Consider the following 19156-nt stretch of genomic DNA (forward strand, 5'->3'; position numbering starts at 1 on the left):
TTTTTAGTTCGCACATTCTGCTGTACAATTATAAGATACACCTATATAATAAATAGTATGTTAAGATAAGTCAAGAAGAAAATCTAAAAAGGACTGAATTCACTTGAAATATTCTATTCAACTCAGTGATGCAATTCATATTATGTGTTATATCGTCATCTATAAAGATACTAATATGCTCTCAAGTGAGATGATTGCTCAAAGTGTAGAAACTAATGCTGCAAATGTCAGAAAAATAATGGCAAACTTAAAAAAATCTGGACTGATTCGAACAACTACTGGGAAACCAAAGCCCTATTTAGCAAAGGACCCCAAAGATATTAGTCTACTTGATATATATAAAAGTATTCATGGAAACACAAATCTCATTCAAGTCGATCCTAAAACGAATCCAGACTGCATTGTTGGTGCAAATATACAAGAAGTACTGGATGGTGCGTATAATGAATTGCAAGTAACTGTCGAAGAAAAAATGGCGAAAATCAATCTGTTCTCTCTATTAACAAGTATTGCAAGTTTAGAGGAAAGCAAACGACCGGAAAACAAATCTTTTCTTGAGCCATTTTTATAAAACCAAAAAACCCATTGAGATACTGACATCTCAGTGGGCTTTTTCGTTACAAATGAAATTGATCTACGTCTTCACATCTTTCGACACCACTCATAAGAAATAGCGTTGTCATTCACTTGCTTTTTCTGCAGCTCTGACTATTTCTCTTAGATAACCGGATGTATCTCATAGGCTGAGCAGATCAATTTTTGTCTGCCATTCAATTCATTCCTGATAGTGATTATTTTTATTTATTTCTCAATCGTTGGCCTTATTCTTTGATTATTATGCCCGAAAATACAGAACGATTAAAACCGATTTCTCCACTTGCTATTTCTAGGTCAAGTTTTAATCCCATAATGTATGTCTAATCAAATGAATCTATTCTATTCCCATCATTACTGATAAGTTAAGATCTCCGTGCTCAATAATTAAGTTTTATCCTTCCAACAAATGTTTCGGCTCTCCACCAGCATTAACTCTAGCAATGTCATCAACGACACTTTCGCACATCATTTCATTACATTCATGATTATAAGCCCCAATATGAGGTGTCAAAACAATTTTCTCTTGGTTCATAAATGGATGATCAGCTGTTGGAGGTTCATTTTCTAAAACATCAGTGGCATAGCTACCAAATTTGCCAGCCGTTAGTGCCAACACTAAATCTTCTTCATTTACTAAAGCACCTCGAGCAGTATTAACCAGAACCGCGCTGGCTTTCATTTTCTTGAAGGCTGACTTATTGAATAATCCTTTGTTCTCAGCCGTACAGTTCATGTGCAGAGAGATGATATCTGCTTGTGCCAACAATTCGTCAAAGTCCACCTTTTCTCCACCGCGTTTTTCCACTTCTTCGACAGAAAGATACGGATCGTAACAAATTATCTTACAGTTAAATGCCTGCATAATCTCCGCAACTCGTGTACCAATGTTTCCAAAACCACAAATGCCGATCGTTTTCTTGTTCAAGCGATGACCTAAGTATCGTCCACGATCTTTGGACCACTCACCTTCTTTCACTTTTTCAGCAGTGTAGGTAACTAATTTCGCTGCAGTCAAAATCAAAGATACGGCATATTCGGCAACATCGTCTCTTTCCATATACGCCGGAATATTGGAGACCATTACCTTGTTTTCTTTAGCCGCGATAACATCCACGTTATCATAGCCGATCCCAAAGCGTACGACCAATTGAAGTTTAGGCATTTTTTCAAAAAAACTTTTAGGCAATCTAGGTTCGGTCCCGATAATGATGAAGGAAAAACCCTTCAATTCAGCTGCTAAATCCTCAGGAGAGATGTCTGAAGGAAATTTGAAACGTTTTGTTTCCCCGACTTGTTTATTTAACTGATCCATGTATTCTGGAAAGTATTTCCCAAAACTATTCGCGTTTACGATCGCCGTTTTTTTCATTTGATTCCCCTCTTACTTTCCTCGAACCTCACTGACTATAGCTGTCAATTTCTGGGCATTTTGTGCAATCTCTTCTGATGTACCTTTAGTTAGGAGTCCCCCAATACCAATACAATCCACACCATTTTCAAACCATTCATGAAGGTTTTCCAGAGTTGCACCGCCAGATGCTAAAATTGGTGTATGCGGCACAGGAACCTTTATTACTTTCGCTAAACTAGGGCCATAATAATTGGAAATTGGGAAGGCTTTAATAAATGAAGCACCATTTTTCAAGGCCTCCATCATTTCTGTATAAGAGGTACACCCTGGTGCGTAAGGAATTTGATACAAATTACACAGCTCTTGAACGCCCTGATCATAAGTTGGAGCAATAACAAATTCCGCGCCATCCATGATTGCCAAGCGTGCAGTGGTACTTTCTAAAACAGTTCCGGCACCGATCAAGATTTGATCACCGAATGTTGCTTTGATTGCTCGGATGACTTCTCCAGCGTTATTGTTGGTATAGCTGATTTCCATAACATCAACCCCACCGTCTAAACAACCTTTTGCAACTTCGATCCCTCGTTCAATCGTTTCTACGCGGACAACGGCCATTATACCAGTATTAAAAATTCGCATTGTGTTTTCTGCTTTTATCATTTTCCGATTCGCTCCTTTTAAATTTCTAATCTCTGTCGAAGATTAACAATAGTAGCAGCGGATATTTCTCCAATGTGCTCTGTTAGTTCTGCTACATTCATTGATTCCTTTGAAGCTAATGCTTCCATCACTATTGGCATATTTACCCCGGCAAAACATTCAATATGATATTCTTTTAACTCTTCAATCATGAGAGCTACGACATTAAATGGCGTGCCAGCTAAAATGTCAACGAATATGAGACATTCCTTCGTTCCAGATTGGACGACAGCTGCTTTGATTTCTTTTTCTAACACCTCTGGGCTTTTTGTTGGAAGCAATCCGATCGTAGCTACCTGATCTACCTGATCTCCAAAAAACATCGCACCGCTTTCTTTGAAGGCATCAGCTAAAGGTCCGTGAGTAACAATAATCAACTTAATCATACGTTTATCTCCTTATCCTAATACCCCGATTGCACCGCCTAGGAAACCGATCGCGAAGAGTACCAACAACACACGAGTGACGCTTTGTCCTTTGACCTGCAACCAATAAGCTAAAAAAGTAAAGGCAAGTGGTAAGAAACTTGGAATGATCTTATTCAAGGTTTCACCAACTGACAAAGTTGTCGTCTCTAGTTTCACTTCTAACACTGCTTGAACACTGACATATTTGACGATCATTACACCTAGACAGAACAGGCCGACGATTCCTAAAAAGGAAGTCATTTTTTTGATGAATGGTCCTTCTAAGAAACGATCAATCGAGTCCATCCCTAATTTGTAGCCTTGTGTAAACATACCGTATGTCATCGCAAAATCCATCAACGTAAAGATGATCCCAAAGGCAAAAACTCCCCAAATCTGCCCCTGTGAAGCCCAGCCTAATGTCACACTTAGAACGATTGGCTTCAACAATCCGGCTACAACAGTGTCGCCGATTCCCGCTAACGGGCCCATTAACGCGGTTTTAATTTCCGTGACCATCGATTTATCGATTTCTTCGGTTGGATTATTAGCGATTCCTTCTTCCAAAGCGATCACCATTCCTGGTAGAAAGGCTCCCAAGCGAGGTTCTGTATTGAAATACAGCATATGCCGTTGCAATCCATCGGTAATTTCTTCCTTGTCTCCTTCATACATCTTGTTCAAAAGCGGTCCCATAACGGTTGTCATCGCGCCTGCCTGTAATCGTTGATAGTTGTAAGTTAAATGTGATGTTAACCACCAAGTGACAGCTGCTTTTTTGATATCCTTTTTTTCTAATGCTTTAGCCATTCTCTGTTTCCCCCTCTTCTTTCGCAAAACCAAGTTTTAACATTAATAGACCAATCGCCACAGCGATGATGACATACATCATTAAGTCTGTCATGCCGGTATAAGCCGCAATCGCGAAGCCAATGATAAAGAATGGGATAAGTTCCTTTTTTAGCATAAATTTCAACAACATCGACATCCCTAAAGCTGGTAAAATTTTCCCGACGGCTCCAAGACCGTTCATTGCCCAATCAGGTAAACTATTAATAATAATCTGAATGTACTCGCTTCCAAAAAGGGCGATAAAGAAGACCGGTAACGCTCTTAAGAAGAGCACAATAAACGGACCACCAAACATTTGAATTTTGCGAATGCCTTTCCAATCACCCTTGTCGGCTAATTTATCCATTCGCGTCGGCCAAAATGACGCTAGAGTCATGTATGCTACATGAACATAATTTCCTAATAATCCAATCGGAATGGCGAAAGCAGCCGATTGCTCAATACTCATCCCCCCTTGGATCGCAACAAATGTTCCAAGTAATCCCGCCCAATATAGGTCTGAAGCATTCGCCCCACCTGCACTAATCCACCCTAGATAGGCCACGTTGATTGTTGCTCCAATTATTACTCCCTGAACTGGATCGCCGTAGATTAACCCAACCCAGAACCCGGCCATAATCGGTTCGCGGATCAGCCACCAACTTAGCGGCCACTGAATCCCGTTTAGCAGAGCTAACAATCCCATAAATAATGCTTGAACCATTTCTTTTCCTCCTTCGCACTAATGAATCTTGTTCAAATGCCTACTATCATTTCATTAAAGTGTTCATTCAAGAAATTTCTTGAATGAAAAGACAATCCTTTTTTAAAACTTACTTAAAATATTTTTAAATGCATACTCCGTATCTTCGGGAATCGGTTGTCCGTAAACTCGCACCCCACTTTCGTGTAGCGGAACCAGGTCCTGAACATCCTCTTCTGACATGACAATATTTTTATTGATATTTTTTTTGTTTCCGGAACCTTCAATGCCGCCAATTTGTAGCGAGGTATACTTAATTCCGTCTTTCCATGCTTTGGCCGCTGTTTTTGTATCTTTGAAGAGAATAAGTAAATTATTCTTAGGGAAATCATTCTGCTTCCATTTTTCGGTAGCGCTTGCAATCGATTCTACAAAAACATTTACCGATGAGGGTGCCGCATTTAATAGTATTTTTTTCAAGATGGGACTCTTCGCTGATTTGTCGTCAATCACCACGATATCTTTAATGTTGTATTCCTTAACCCATCTGGTCATTACCTGCCCATGGATCAAACGAAAATCGATCCGTGTCAATTTTAAATTTTCCATTTCTGTTTCCTCCTATGCATTGTTTGTAATCTCTTACTTGAATAACGGCTCCTCTCTGGTAAATTTAAGACTACATCCTTTAAGAACATCCTCACTATCACATATCCAAAACCACAAGTCAAAATCTCCCAAAAACCTTTTGTGTACCACAATAAAATACCTTTATAAAAGCATTAAAAGTAATATATTACACTATAGAAACACCAACTATTATTTTGTGGTATAATTCTATGAAAAACAGTGTAAGCGCATTCTTGGATAAATACAACAAATTTAGGAGGAAATTATGGCAACTCAGCAGGAAAAACTACTCCATCGCATCGAAGAGATGACTCAAGAGCAAATCATGCAGGGTACTTATGATTTTTCAGACTGTTGCGCATTGGTTCTATCAGTTGATTTAGTAATTGATCGCTCCAATGTTTCGCGTATGTTGAATAAGCTGCATCAAGAAAAACAACTGATCAAGCTAAAAGGACGACCAACTTTATTCATTTCTACTCAAGTTTTGACAAAGAATTTTCCCTATCTATCTTTGCCTCATACAATTCAAAAAGATGACCACTTGAATAACTACCTTTTTCTAAATGAAACATCAATTCTTAGTGCGACTGAATTTCAGTTGGATGCTTTAGACATTGGTGAAACGAGTTCGTTATACAATGTAGTACAAAATGTTTTACCGATCTTTTATTATCCAAGCAATGAGCTGAAAATAATTATTTTAAGAGGCGAAAAAGGCGTCGGGAGAAAATTCTTTTTAGAAAAATTGATCGAGCAAAATAAAAGGAAAGAAACTTCCAAATCTGCAAGAAAAATCTTCTATGCTCTTTGGTCCGAACAAAACAAGCTTGATATTCTCCCAGAGTTAAAAAGGAAAAAAGAAGGTCTGTCTTCTTTTTTGGTCATCGAGCTAGATTCTTCCATTTCAGCATCAGATGTTTCAAGAAAACTCGATGAGCTCTCTTTTTATTATAAAAATGAAGGCGGCACTCAACCATTGGTGGCTTTACTGATACCACCTCATATGCAAAATATCGAACAGTTTTATGAAATCAGTCCTTATGTGGGATATTTCCCTAAATTTAGCGAACGTCTTTTAAAGGAAAAAGTTGAAATTATTTCAAGCATTTATTTAACAGAATGCAGACAAATTTCACGAGAAATTATGGTTACCAAAAAAGTGATTCAAGCGCTTGCCGCTATTTCAGCCAGTTCAAACATTGCCTATATAAAAAAAGAGATCTTATATTCGATCTCTCAAGCTTTTTTCAATCGAAATATAGAGAGTGCTGCCAGTACAACAATTCTTGTATCAACCAGGCATTTATCTGAGAAAATTGACCAAAACGTTGAAGGCCCACGAGATGAGAAACATTTTTGGGATAAATTTCCAGAAAGGCTTACCTTTTCCACTCAATCCAACTTGTCCACACTAGAAATCTTAAACAGTACACCAGCCGAGAATTGGTTAATCGACCGACATATCTTTGAAAAGCAGACGATCGAACATTTGATTAATACCTTGCCAACAAATTTAGTTTTTTATAGCGAGCAAGACTACCAGCATACCTTGGAAAAACGCTTATTCAACTTTTTATCAGAGACGCCGCTAATCAAAGATCCGATTTTACAGAATTACATTATCAAAACGATCGCGGAAATTATTAGAGGAAGCTTCCCTATTGAGAACTATATTTTTCCAAAACAGGACGATAATTTTAAAGGAATTACTGGCATTCTCAAGAAAATCGAGCGTTTCTTGCGTAAGTATCATAAAGGGATATCAGAGCCAAAAATCACTTTTATTCGGAAGCTGATTATTTTAGGGATCAAAAAAGTAACTGATGTCAGAGTCCCAATGCTGATTTCAGCCAGAGACAATGGAATTGCGGAACATTTGGCTCAGCGGTTTAACGAATTGATTGGAAAGAGAGCAATCTTTTCCATGAGTTCCAGACGAACAGAGGCGATGGATAAGGGAGAGGTTCATTCATTTGTCAGAAAGATGTCTAGAAATCTAAAAACGATCGATCGCGGTGGCGGAACAGTCCTAGTCACTGATTATGACCCATCTAATGATATAGACAATAAGATTCTCCTGGAAATCCGGCTCTTAACCTTCACTACCTACCCACCGACGATGGCCCATATCTATGATATTCTGTGTATTCTGAATGGAAACATCATGAGTGTTGTCTCCGTTTCTTCAACGATTATCAATAAAAAAAATGAGCACAAGAAATTTTTGGCAGACGATTCCTTGAATGATCGTGCAGAACGAACAAACAGCGAATACTATGAACTTTTTAATCAGCTTTTTTCACGACTAAATACAGCTAAAACCAATGAAGTTTTATATAAGCTTTTAAAACATATCGCCAGCGATTTAGCTATCACGCTTTCAAATAAACTCATTCTTGACTTTCTTTTTCAAGGAAACTGTCTTTTAGAAAAGCATATGGCGAACGATCACGACTCGTCAGTTACCATTGATCGATCCACATATAAAAGACTAGCAAATCAAAAATTTCAACGAATCAAAAAGCAACTTGATCAAGCAGTTGATCTCTCATTCATTGATTTTACGGATGAAGATATCATGCTGCTAACCTACCTGTTCTAACTACACACAAAAACAGAATGAATGAGACCGTTTCTAAATAGTCTCTACATCCTGTTTCCTTTTGCTTATTTCCAATTTGTTCGCAAGAAATCATGGCTCTATAATTTTTGGGACTAATGAATCACAATTGATTCTTCAGTCCCATTTTCATTGTTGACAAAGAGCCGAAAAAAACCAGTTAAGCACTCTGCCTAACTGGTCATGACTAAATTTTCAGTTGTATCTTTCTCTACCAACACTAAATGTCGAAGAGCCAAATGTTATAAACAACTAGTCACACTTTTTCTGCCACACGAAAAGATTCCTTTAATCGATTTTTCAATTTAAAACAATCTATTTCTTCGGTTCATCCTCATCCATCTTCAGAACTGCCATGAAGGCTTCTTGCGGTACTTCGACAGAGCCGATTTGTTTCATCCGCTTCTTCCCTTCTTTTTGTTTCTCCAGAAGTTTGCGTTTCCGAGAAACGTCACCGCCATAACATTTCGCCAATACGTTTTTACGCAAGGCTTTAATGTCTGAACGGGCAACGATTTTTTGTCCGATGGCTGCTTGGATCGGTACTTCAAATTGTTGTCGTGGGATCAGTTTCTTCAGTTTTTCAACGATGGCTTTGCCGCGTTCATAAGCAAAGTCACGGTGAACGATAAAGCTTAACGCATCGACTTTTTCAGTATTCAGCAAGATGTCCATCTTCACTAGCTTGCTAGTGCGGTAACCAGACATTTCGTAATCGAGTGATGCATACCCTTTCGTGCTGGATTTCAATTTATCAAAGAAATCAAAGACGATTTCCGATAATGGGATCTCATAAACGACGTTTACTCGATAATCATCCAAGTAATCCATCGTGACAAAGTCTCCCCGTTTGCGTTGGGACAATTCCATTACAGCACCGACGTAATCATTAGGGACCATGATTTGTGCTTTGACGTAAGGTTCTTGCACGTTGTCGATCGTGACTGGTTCAGGAAATTCTGCTGGGTTATCAACGACGACCATTGAGCCATCTGTCTTGTTGACATGATAGATTACGGATGGTGCAGTCGTAATCAGCTCAAGGTTAAATTCACGTTCTAGCCGTTCTTGCACGACATCCATGTGTAATAGGCCTAAGAAGCCGCATCGGAACCCAAATCCTAACGCTTGAGAGGTTTCTGGCTCAAATTGCAATGCTGCATCATTCAGTTGTAATTTTTCCAATGCTTCTCGAAGGTCGTTGTAGCGTGAGGTATCGATTGGGTACAATCCGCAATAAACCATTGGATTCATTTGGCGGTAGCCTTCCAATGCTTCGGCTGCTGGATTGTTGGCTAAAGTCACCGTATCTCCGACTTGCGTATCTTTAACAGTCTTGATGGCAGCAGTGATATAACCAACATCACCCACCATCAACGCATCTCGTTGAATGGCTTTGGGTGAAAAGACGCCGACTTCCGTGACATCAAAGGTCTTGCCATTGCTCATCATTTTGATTTTATCTCCAGGTTTGACCATCCCGTCCATAATGCGGACGTTTAAGACCACCCCACGATAGGAATCGTACACGGAGTCAAAGATCAACGCTTTTAACGGTGCTTCAATATCACCTGCTGGAGCTGGGACATACTCAACGATTTGTTCCAAAATGTCTTCGATCCCAATACCTGCTTTGGCACTCGCTAAAACAGCTTCACTGGCATCGATTCCGATAACATCTTCGATCTCTGTTCGTACCCGCTCAGGATCGGCAGCTGGCAAGTCTATTTTATTAATGACTGGTAGGATCTCTAAATCATTGTCTAACGCCAAGTAGACGTTTGCCAATGTCTGTGCTTCGATCCCTTGAGCCGCATCAACGACGAGTACGGCGCCTTCACAAGCGGCCAAACTGCGGGAAACTTCATAGGTGAAATCGACGTGCCCTGGGGTGTCGATCAAATGGAAGATGTAGGTTTCTCCATCTTTGGCGGTATAGTTAAGTTCCACGGCATTTAATTTGATCGTGATTCCTCGTTCACGTTCAAGATCCATGGAGTCTAATAATTGGTTTTGCATTTCCCGAGACGTCACCGTATGGGTTTGTTCCAAAATACGGTCCGCCAGTGTTGATTTCCCATGGTCGATATGGGCGATAATGGAGAAATTACGAATCTTCTCCTGTCGTTTTTTCATTTCTTCTATGTTCATGGATACGTTCCTCATTTCTTTTAGTCAGCTTTTCTATTATACCAACGAAACGCCAATAGTTAAAGTATTTTTCTTAACCGTTATTTAGACATATTCATTCAGGTTTTGCTATACTAGAGCTAGCAAATAAATTGGAGTTGAAAGAATGGACAATAATTTTCATCAAAATCTACATATTCGAGCGGTGGATGAAAAAGACGTTGATCAGTTCAATGAACTGTTAAGCTACGTTTTTCAGATCACTGAATCGGATATTGAAGAAAGCGGCTATGAGAGCAAACGGGAAATGATTAAATCTAAGCGCCCGATCTTAGAGCTTTCCAAGGTCTTTGGCTGGTTCAATGAAGACAAGTTGATCTCGCAAATCGCCGTTTATCCTTGTGAAGTCAATATACACGGCAAATTGATCAAAATGGGCGGAGTGACCGGTGTTGGGACCTACCCTGAATATGCCGGACATGGCCTGATGAAAGACTTGATCAAGCTTGCCTTAGAAACTATGCGGGAAGATCAGCAATGGATCTCCTACCTTTATCCATACAATGTGCCCTACTATCGTCGCAAAGGCTGGGAGATCATGTCCGACAAGCTGACCTTCAAAATTCGTGATACCCAGCTTCCGAAAACCAAAGAAGTCCCTGGGATCGTAGAGCGCAAAGAAGTAGATGACCCTGATGTCTTTACTGTCTATAACCAATTCTCCCGGGAAAACCATGGCGCCTTGCAGCGGACCTCTTTTCACTGGGAAGAGTATTGGCGCTATGAAAATGAAGAAGAGCGCACCGCGGCTGTCTATTACAATGCCAGTGGTCATCCGACTGGTGTACTTTTTTATTGGGTAGCCGAAGAAGTCTTCCATGTAAAGGAAATGTTCTACTTAAATCAAGAAGCCCGCAATGGTCTTTGGAATTTTATCTCTGCTCATTTCTCAATGGTCTATTGGGTCAAAGGAGACATTTATTCAAATGAACCCCTGTCCTTCTACCTGGATGATAGCCAAATCAAAGAAACCATTGAGCCTTATTACATGGCGCGGATCGTCGATGTTGAACAGTTTTTGAAAAACTTCCCATTTGAAGCCTTTCAAACACCCTTTCACTTTGTTGTTTCTGACCCAGTTGCCGATTGGAACAACGGAATCTTCGGTGTCCAATACAATCACGGGGAGATCGTGGTTTCAAGAGAAGCCATCGGAAAAGCTGTCCAGCTGGATATTCAGACATTGTCTTGTCTGTTGATGAATTACCGCCGTCCAGCTTACTTAGAGCGTGTGGAACGGCTAAATACCGATTCAGAAACACTGGCATTACTAGAATCGATCATCCCTGATATGGAAGCCTATTTCAGTGATTATTTCTAAACAACGAATCAACAAAACGTACAACTATGAATGATTAAGGAGTGTTTTTGAATGAAACTATATTTTGCTGCTCCCCTGTTTGCTGCTAGTGACCTTCGCTACAACGCCGAACTTGTTGCGTCGATTCGTCAGCAGTATCCGCAGCTGGAGATTTATTTACCTCAAGAAAATGCCGCGATCAATGATAAGTCCGCCTACGCGGATAGCAAAATGATTGCGTTGGCAGATACCGAAAAAGTACTGGAAAGCGATTTGATGATCGCTTTGCTGGATGGTTTGACCATCGATGCTGGGGTTGCCTCTGAGATCGGCGTCGCCTATGCAAAAGGCATTCCTGTTTTAGGGCTTTATACGGATAGTCGCCAACAAGGTGCCGATAATCAGCAAAAGCTGGCAGCATTACAAACCGTTGCGGAAAATCAGTTCCACTATGTCAATCTTTATACGGTGGGTTTGATCAAATTAAACGGCGAGATTTACTCCTCTGAAGTAGCACTTGTAGCTGGCTTAGCCGACTATCTTTTGGAGGGCAACTAATATGGCCCAAAATTATCAGCGACTGCAAAAGGTATTCACTATTTTTGGTATTCTCGTGTTTTGTTTTTCTTTGTGGGAATTTTTTCGTGGCGTCTATCCGCAAACACAAGGACTGATTTTCTTGGGGCAAGCATTGCTTGGGATTTTATTGATCTTTGTCCCGGAAATGAGTAAAAAGTTCTTAAAAATCCAGCTACCAAATGCCACCGTTTACTTTTATTGGTTTTTCTTGCTGATCTCCGTATTCATGGGGACGATCTTACATTTGATCGAAACCATTGCTTTCTGGGATAAAATTCTACATGCGGTGAGTCCTATGGTCTTGACGGCTGTTGGCTATGGATTGATCTGTCTCTTACTAAAAGAAGTGCCCGTTTCAAAAGTTTCGCCTTGGTTATTTTTACTGATGGGCTTTGCTTTTGCTGGCTTGTGTGGTGTTTTCTGGGAGTTTTGGGAATTCATCTGCGACTCTGTTGGTGGAATGAATCTCCAACGTTATGCAACCTTAGATGGCACCCCGTTTATTGGTCGTGAAGCATTGATGGATACGATGGGCGATTTACTAACCAACACGATTGGCGCTGCTTTGATGGGCGTGATCGCGTATGTTCAAGGACGAGGCAAACCTGATTACTTTGAAAGTTATCGGATTAAAAAATTATCATAACCAACCTTTAAAAGCTTGTTGAAACCATCGTTTTTCAACAAGCTTTTTTCTTTTGTTCTTTTATTGATAAAGAAAAATTTATAAAAATACTTAAATAACACATCTTATTTTTATGGATTCGCTGTCTAACAAGGTTCGACCTTCCTTACACTTCCCTATAAAACGGTTACAACTACAAGAAAATTCCCTCGTTTAATCATTTTTATTTCCCCAAAAAACCATGGTCTGTTATAATTACATTATTCATTTGACATTGCGTCAGTAAAGGAGAGGCTTATGGTTCTAACAGTGTTTTTTATTTTATGCTGCTTGATTTTTTCATCGATCACCTATGCGTTCTCTAAAGATGCCCGAAAATTTGTCCAACCTTTATCAATCAAAATTATTTTTATCGCATCAGCTATTATTGCGGTTTGGACGATGTTCTTTTCAATGGTTGCATTTGTCGCTTGGGTCATCTAAAAAAACATTCTTGCCAGTTGCGGCGTTTTCGCTGCATTGGCAAGAATGTTTTTTTGTGATTAGAAAAGTTTGATTTGATTCAAAGGCCAAAAACGCAGCAGCACTTTCCCCTCCATTTGATCTTCTGTTACGACCCCGAAACTACGACTGTCCCGAGAGATCAAACGATTGTCTCCCATCACAAAATAGCTGCCTTCAGGAACAGTTACCGTAAAATCGTCGGTAAAGTGTTCGGCACCAGCGGCGATCTGCTGAAACATTTCGCGATAAGAATATTCGTCTTGTAATTGATCGTCCGCAAATTTCTCTTTAAACTCATCTAAATAGGGTTCTTCGTATACTTCTCCATTGATTGTTAGGACATCATCTTTCATCTCAATCGTATCACCGGGTAAACCAATCAGCCGCTTGACAGCAATTTTGCTTGGATCATCTGGTTCAACACATATCACGATGTCTTGGCGGTCATATGAAGAAATTTTTGATGCAATCAAACGCTGCTTATCGGCCAAAGTTGGATCCATAGAATGGCCACTGACTTGAACTGGCGTCAGGACAAACAAACGGATGAGAACCACGGCGACGATAAAGAAAAGCAGTAACCAATTCTCTTTTAGGATTTTTACCATAGCTGCTCTTTCGCTCCTTTACTGCATCTTTTGTCATTATCAAAGCTCGTTTCTGGCATTCTGACAAAAGATATCTTCCTCAATCTTACGTGGAATTTTTACATTGAGCAAGAGAAATCATCGATTTTTAAAAAAATATGACATTTCTAGTGGCCATAAAGAACCTTTTACGTTCGATCACGACTCAAGAAAGCAAACACATCTTTTCGACTTAGACTCCCTACGAGTTTCTGCTCTTCTTCAATCACTACCGTGTCATGAGTTGCAAATAAGGTATACAACTCATTTAAAGTAGTAGATGCAGCGATTTGAGGAGCCACTGGGTTGACTTCATCGCTGAAAAAGTTCATCCGCATCAAATCCCCTGCAGTGACCAGTTTTGCTTCGTCTTCACCGGTCTCTTCAAAAAAACTTTTCACAAAAGCAGTTTTTGGTTGCGAGACAATCACTTCCGGTGTATCACATTGGACGATCTTCCCTTGATTCATGACAGCAATGCGCGTACCTAGTTTTACCGCTTCTTTCATGTTATGCGTGACAAAAATAATCGTCGTCCCAAGCTCTTGGTGCAAATCGAGGACTAACTCCTGTAAGGAATTTCGAGAAATTGGATCAAGAGCACTAAAGGGCTCGTCCATCAGAATAATTTCTGGGTTAGCAGCTAACGCTCTTAAAATCCCGATCCGCTGCTGTTCTCCTCCTGACAACTCTTTAGGCATTCGATGGCGGTATTGCTCTGGGTCAAGTTTGACCTGTGTCAGCAAACGATCCACGGCTTCTGAGCGATCTTTTTTCGACCACCCTAACATCTCTGGGATTACTTCAATATTTTGCTTCACATCCATTGTCGGAAACAGGGCGATTTGTTGGAGAACATACCCCATTTGCCAACGCATTTTTTGGATATTGTATTCTTTGATTCGTTTTTCTTTGAAGTAAATATCGCCATCCGTTGGTTCTGACAACGCGTTGATCATCTTCAAAGTCGTCGTTTTCCCACTCCCAGAAGGACCGACCAAAACAAAGATTTCCCCTTTATTGATGCTCAGATCTAATTGATCGATCACTATTTTTTGATCAAACTTTTTACTGACGTTTTTAAATTCAATAATTGGTGTCATTCTTGTCCCTCCTTAATTAATCCTTCATCTATCAGGAAGGTACGCGCGACTTCTGCTGGATTTTTTCCTTCGACATTGACCTGATAATTCATTTCACTCATTTGTTCTTCGGTGATTTTACCTGCCAACTTTTCCAATGCACGGACGACTTCTGGATGTTCCTTGGCAAAGGCTTCTTTCATCAAAGGCGCTCCTTGATAAGGTGGAAATAGTTCTTGATCGTCTTCTAGAATAACTAAGCCATATTGACGCAATTCACTGTCCGTGGAATAGGCATCCAGTAGATTGATATCGCCATTATTGATGGCTTGATAACGCAATGCTGGTTCCATACTTTGGACACTTGGAAAATCTAGCCCATAGAGTTCTTGGATGCCCGCATAACCGTCCGTCCGATCAATGAATTCGAGGGTAAAGCCGGCTTTGATTTTATTTTCGATTTTCTTCAAATCAGAGATCGTGGTTAGTCCATTTTCCTCAGCAAATTCTTTTTTCACAGCCAACGCATAGGTATTTTGATACGCCATCGGCTGAAGCAAGGTCATCTCAAACTGATCCTGTAACAGATTGACTGCTTCGGTATAGGTTTCGTCTGAGTCAAGTTTTTGACTCGCAAGCTCTTCTGGTACCTCAACTAAGCTCTCCAACACGGTACCAGTAAACTCTGGATATATATCAACTTGACCATTGTCCAATGCGCTGAATAAGAAAGAGGTTTTTCCAAAATTTGGCTCTAGTTCAACTTGGGCATCAGGATCTTCTTGCTCAATCAATTCTTTGTACATGTTGATCAAGATATCAGGTTCAGACCCTAACTTCCCAGCTATGGTAATGGTTTTCGGCGCGAAAAATCCGCTCTGTGAAAAAGAAACGCCGCCAATCAGCAAGATGATCGCTGCCAGCGTAATCAAGGTATAGCGCGGTTTCAGGTGTTGTAGATAACGGATCAACGTACTGAAAATAATAGCCAGTAAAGCAGACCCGATCGCGCCGATCAACGTTAATTCAGGGGCATTCCGATCGATCCCCAACAAAATAAAGGAACCTAGCCCACCAGCGCCAATCAGAGCGGCTAAAGTCGCTGTTCCGATGATCAAGACCAACGCCGTGCGAATCCCCGAAATAATGACAGGCAAGGCAATCGGCAATTCGACTTTGATCAATCGGCGCATCCGAGACATACCAAATGCCGCCGCAGCTTCTTCGATTGATGGATCGATCTCCGAAAGGCCAATATAGGTATTTTGAAAGATCGGCAATAACGCATAAATAACTAGTGCGATCAACGCAGGCGGCGTTCCGATCCCCACAAATGGAATCAATAAACCTAACAGTGCCAGTGATGGAATCGTTTGTAGCACACTCGTTATTTGTAGGCCGACTTCCGCTGCCCGTTTATGATTAACCAGCCAAATGGCTAACGGGACAGCAATAACGATCGCCACCAGCAGCGCAATGATCGACAATGACAAATGCTCAAAGACAGCTGTCAGCAATTCCCCTTTTCGCTCATTCAACGTTTCAAAAAAAGTATTCATCTTTTCATTCCTCTCCTACTCCATAAGAACAGTATAATCGAAGTGCGAATTTCCTCCAAACAACAAGCAAGGGGAACTTTTTTGTCTTATGTTGAGCGACAAAAAAAACGATGGCTACCAATGAAACGGCAACCATCGTTTTGCATTTATCCATTTTTTATCTTTTTATTCCTCGGTAATTGGCGTATTTTCAAAAACCAGCTGTTCGTTCAATAATTCGATCGTGACTTGGGTCTTTGGTAAGACTCTGCCAGCAACGATTTCTTTTGCCAACGGGGTTTCGACTTCTCTCGTGATAAACCGACGGAGAGGTCGCGCACCATACGCTGGCTCATAAGCATTTTCAGCGATCCAGCGTTTGGCTTCTTCAGTGATAGTCAACAGTATATCTTGGACTTCCAGTCGTTGTGACAGCTGTGCGATGATCTTGTCGACGATGCCTGTCACATCGTTTAGACTAAGCGGTGTGAACAAAATCGTGTCATCGATCCGATTTAAGAATTCTGGTTTAAAATGCCCTCTCAAGAGATTACGGACATTTTCAGCAACGTTTTCTGGGATCGTCCCTTCTGCGGTCACGCCATCTAGCAAGACTTGAGAGCCGATATTGCTAGTCATGATCAAGACTGTATTTTTGAAATCAACGACTCGCCCTTTTGAATCTGTCAAACGGCCATCATCAAGCACTTGTAATAAGATATTGAAAACATCAGGATGGGCTTTTTCGATCTCATCCAATAAGACGATCGTGTATGGATTGCGTCGAACAGCTTCAGTCAATTGGCCACCTTCTTCAAATCCTACATAGCCTGGAGGGGCACCGACTAAGCGAGACACCGAATGTTTTTCCATGTATTCGCTCATATCGATCCGAACCATATGCTCTTCTGAATCAAAGAGGTTGACCGCCAACGCTTTCGCTAATTCGGTCTTACCGACGCCGGTCGGACCTAAGAACAAGAAGGAACCTAATGGTCGATTTGGATCTTGCAGGCCAGCTCGTGAACGAATGACGGCATCACTGACGGCATCGACGGCTTCGTCTTGTCCGATCACTCGTTGATGCAAGGTCTCATTTAATTTCAACAGTTTTTCCCGTTCGCCTTCCACTAATTTCGCAACAGGAATCCCTGTCAAACGTCCAACGACTAGGGCAATCTCATTTTCGGTCACTGATTCTTGGACCATCCGAATGCCTTCATCTTGATTTTTTTCTTCCAGTTCAGCTAGTTCTTTTTCCAGTTGTGGAATCGTCCCATGACGAAGAACAGCTGCCCGTTCCAAATCATAGTTATTTTCAGCATCTTCCAACTCATGCTTGGCTTTATCGATCTCTGCCCGTTTGTTGGAAACTGCATTGACTTCTTCTTTTTCCGTTTCCCACTGCATTTTCATGGTATTGACTTCTTCACGCAATTCCGCCAATTCTTCTTGTAAAATGCCTAAGCGTTTTTTCGATGCATCATCGGATTCCTTTTTCAATGCGGCTTCTTCGATCTCAAGTTGCATCAAACGACGGGTAACTTGGTCGAGCTCAGTAGGCATCGAATTCATTTCCACCCGAATTGTGGCACTCGCCTCATCGATCAAGTCAATGGCTTTATCTGGTAAAAAGCGGTCCGTGATATACCGATCAGATAAGGTCGCCGCAGCAACAAGCGCGTTGTCATGGATGTTGACGCCATGATGGATCTCGAACCGTTCTTTCAAGCCACGTAAAATCGAAATCGTGTCTTGAACGGTTGGTTCCTGTACCAGCACTTTTTGGAAACGACGTTCCAAAGCTTTATCCTTTTCCATGTATTGACGGTATTCATCAAGGGTGGTTGCGCCAATCGTATGCAATTCTCCCCGTGCCAGCATTGGTTTTAGTAAGTTTCCAGCATCCATGCTGCCTTCCGTCTTACCAGCACCTACAATATTGTGGATCTCATCAATAAAGAGAATGATGCGTCCATCGGCTTTTTTCACTTCTTGTAAGACAGCTTTCAAACGCTCTTCAAATTCACCTCTGAATTTAGCACCTGCGATCAAGGCACCCATATCCAGAGAAAAGATCGTTTTGTCTTTTAGGTTTTCTGGGACGTCTTTTCGCACGATCCGTTGTGCCAATCCTTCAACGATGGCTGTTTTACCAACCCCTGGTTCACCAATCAAAACGGGATTGTTTTTTGTCTTCCGAGAAAGGATGCGAATCACATCGCGAATTTCTTCGTCTCGTCCGATAATTGGGTCCATTTTTCCGCTGCGGACTTGTTGCACCAGGTCAACGCCGTATTTTTCTAATGCTTTGTATTGTTCTTCTTGATTTTGTGAGGTCACACGATCCCCTCCTCTTAATGTTTCGATCGTTTGCTTGATTTCTTTCGCAGTGATTCCTTGTTTCTTTAAATACACCGTCAATGGATGATTTTTCAATTTCATCAACGCATAAAGGACGATTTCTGTGGAAAGATACTCGTCTTGAAATTCATTTTTTAATTGATCTGCCTCAGACAAAAGATGAAACAGATTTTGACTCATAGATTGACCATAACGAACATTTCCTCCTTCAACCGAAGGCAGTTCATCTAATAGTCGGTCGACTTCTTTTTCAAAAGCATCGACATCGAGACCTGTGTCCGTGTAAAAATTGCGGCCGAATTGATTGGCTTGCAATAAAATCTTCCATAAATGCGGAATATCAATTTCTTGATGGTGACGGGTCATGGCAATCTGCTGGGCTTCAGCGATAGCACTTTGTAATGTAGTCGTCATTTTTTCTGGGTTCATACTTTTCCCTCCCAAAATGGTAGTCAGAAAAAAGTACGCTGCAAGCAGTATCCTTTTTTCTACTCTTCTATTATA

17 protein-coding genes are annotated in these 19156 nt (G+C 40.8%); 6 read left to right on the top strand and 11 right to left on the bottom strand.

The window, feature by feature from the left end; all coding sequences use genetic code 11:
- Nucleotides 1–103: 103 nt before the first annotated feature.
- Nucleotides 104–571: an Rrf2 family transcriptional regulator gene (locus IGJ12_RS08860; protein WP_008380035.1), complete on the top strand. Its 468-nt coding sequence runs from the start codon at nucleotides 104–106 to the stop codon at nucleotides 569–571.
- Between the two features lie 417 nt (nucleotides 572–988).
- Here IGJ12_RS08860 and IGJ12_RS08865 read toward each other — a convergent pair whose 3' ends face one another.
- The 6 genes from IGJ12_RS08865 to IGJ12_RS08890 all read right to left on the bottom strand — a co-directional run bounded on the left by IGJ12_RS08865 (nucleotide 989) and on the right by IGJ12_RS08890 (nucleotide 5200).
- Entirely contained in the window at nucleotides 989–1966 is a 978-nt protein-coding gene (locus IGJ12_RS08865; RefSeq protein WP_430618919.1) for a D-isomer specific 2-hydroxyacid dehydrogenase family protein, read from the bottom strand.
- Between the two features lie 12 nt (nucleotides 1967–1978).
- Entirely contained in the window at nucleotides 1979–2611 is a 633-nt protein-coding gene (locus IGJ12_RS08870) for a ketohydroxyglutarate aldolase (RefSeq protein ID WP_005235836.1), read from the bottom strand.
- A 17-nt stretch (nucleotides 2612–2628) separates the two neighbouring features.
- Complete coding sequence (locus tag IGJ12_RS08875) at nucleotides 2629–3036, bottom strand: PTS sugar transporter subunit IIA (RefSeq protein WP_430618921.1); 408 nt, start codon at nucleotides 3034–3036, stop codon at nucleotides 2629–2631.
- Nucleotides 3037–3048: 12 nt separating this feature from the next.
- Nucleotides 3049–3867: a PTS system mannose/fructose/sorbose family transporter subunit IID gene (locus IGJ12_RS08880; RefSeq protein ID WP_430618922.1), complete on the bottom strand. Its 819-nt coding sequence runs from the start codon at nucleotides 3865–3867 to the stop codon at nucleotides 3049–3051.
- Nucleotides 3860–4612, bottom strand: coding sequence for a PTS mannose/fructose/sorbose/N-acetylgalactosamine transporter subunit IIC (locus IGJ12_RS08885; RefSeq protein WP_005235830.1), 753 nt, complete (start codon nucleotides 4610–4612; stop codon nucleotides 3860–3862). Before IGJ12_RS08885 ends, IGJ12_RS08880 begins: the two co-directional genes overlap by 8 nt.
- Before the next feature lie 102 nt (nucleotides 4613–4714).
- Nucleotides 4715–5200 carry a PTS system mannose/fructose/N-acetylgalactosamine-transporter subunit IIB gene (locus IGJ12_RS08890; protein ID WP_005235828.1) on the bottom strand — a complete coding sequence of 162 codons (486 nt, stop codon included), beginning with the start codon at nucleotides 5198–5200 and terminating at the stop codon, nucleotides 4715–4717.
- A gap of 769 nt (nucleotides 5201–5969) precedes the next feature.
- Between IGJ12_RS08890 and IGJ12_RS08895 the strand changes: the two genes are divergently transcribed.
- A complete protein-coding gene (locus IGJ12_RS08895) occupies nucleotides 5970–7826 on the top strand; it encodes a transcriptional antiterminator (protein WP_430618924.1) in 1857 nt (618 codons plus the stop codon).
- A 333-nt stretch (nucleotides 7827–8159) separates the two neighbouring features.
- Here IGJ12_RS08895 and lepA read toward each other — a convergent pair whose 3' ends face one another.
- Nucleotides 8160–9995: a translation elongation factor 4 gene (gene lepA / locus IGJ12_RS08900; protein ID WP_005235823.1), complete on the bottom strand. Its 1836-nt coding sequence runs from the start codon at nucleotides 9993–9995 to the stop codon at nucleotides 8160–8162.
- Between the two features lie 145 nt (nucleotides 9996–10140).
- Here lepA and IGJ12_RS08905 point away from each other — a divergent pair, with 145 nt between their 5' ends.
- The 4 genes from IGJ12_RS08905 (at nucleotide 10141) to IGJ12_RS08920 (ending at nucleotide 13021) form a co-directional block, all read left to right on the top strand.
- Nucleotides 10141–11355 (top strand): GNAT family N-acetyltransferase, encoded by a 1215-nt coding sequence (locus IGJ12_RS08905; RefSeq protein WP_005235821.1) that lies wholly within the window; start codon nucleotides 10141–10143, stop codon nucleotides 11353–11355.
- Nucleotides 11356–11406: 51 nt separating this feature from the next.
- The gene (locus tag IGJ12_RS08910) at nucleotides 11407–11892 is read left to right on the top strand and encodes a nucleoside 2-deoxyribosyltransferase (protein ID WP_430618925.1); all 486 of its coding nucleotides are present in this window, start codon (nucleotides 11407–11409) and stop codon (nucleotides 11890–11892) included.
- A 1-nt stretch (nucleotide 11893) separates the two neighbouring features.
- On the top strand, nucleotides 11894–12559 hold the full coding sequence (locus IGJ12_RS08915) for a hypothetical protein (protein WP_430618927.1): 666 nt from the start codon (nucleotides 11894–11896) through the stop codon (nucleotides 12557–12559).
- Between the two features lie 276 nt (nucleotides 12560–12835).
- Nucleotides 12836–13021, top strand: a complete 186-nt coding sequence (locus IGJ12_RS08920; RefSeq protein WP_005226019.1) for a hypothetical protein — start codon at nucleotides 12836–12838, stop codon at nucleotides 13019–13021.
- Nucleotides 13022–13080: 59 nt separating this feature from the next.
- Here the strand turns inward: IGJ12_RS08920 and lepB are convergent, their stop codons facing one another.
- From lepB to clpB, 4 genes are all read right to left on the bottom strand, one after another.
- The gene (gene lepB / locus IGJ12_RS08925) at nucleotides 13081–13650 is read right to left on the bottom strand and encodes a signal peptidase I (protein WP_060792036.1); all 570 of its coding nucleotides are present in this window, start codon (nucleotides 13648–13650) and stop codon (nucleotides 13081–13083) included.
- Between the two features lie 167 nt (nucleotides 13651–13817).
- Nucleotides 13818–14771 (bottom strand): ABC transporter ATP-binding protein, encoded by a 954-nt coding sequence (locus IGJ12_RS08930; RefSeq protein WP_005235811.1) that lies wholly within the window; start codon nucleotides 14769–14771, stop codon nucleotides 13818–13820.
- Nucleotides 14768–16309, bottom strand: coding sequence for an ABC transporter permease/substrate-binding protein (locus IGJ12_RS08935; protein WP_005235809.1), 1542 nt, complete (start codon nucleotides 16307–16309; stop codon nucleotides 14768–14770). Before IGJ12_RS08935 ends, IGJ12_RS08930 begins: the two co-directional genes overlap by 4 nt.
- 165 nt (nucleotides 16310–16474) lie before the next feature.
- Nucleotides 16475–19081 (bottom strand): ATP-dependent chaperone ClpB, encoded by a 2607-nt coding sequence (clpB, locus tag IGJ12_RS08940; RefSeq protein ID WP_008380058.1) that lies wholly within the window; start codon nucleotides 19079–19081, stop codon nucleotides 16475–16477.
- Between the last annotated feature and the right edge of the window lie 75 nt (nucleotides 19082–19156).

It is taken from the genome of Enterococcus sp. DIV0802b (assembly GCF_050543535.1).
Classification (GTDB): Bacteria; Bacillota; Bacilli; order Lactobacillales; family Enterococcaceae; genus Enterococcus_D; species Enterococcus_D entomosocium.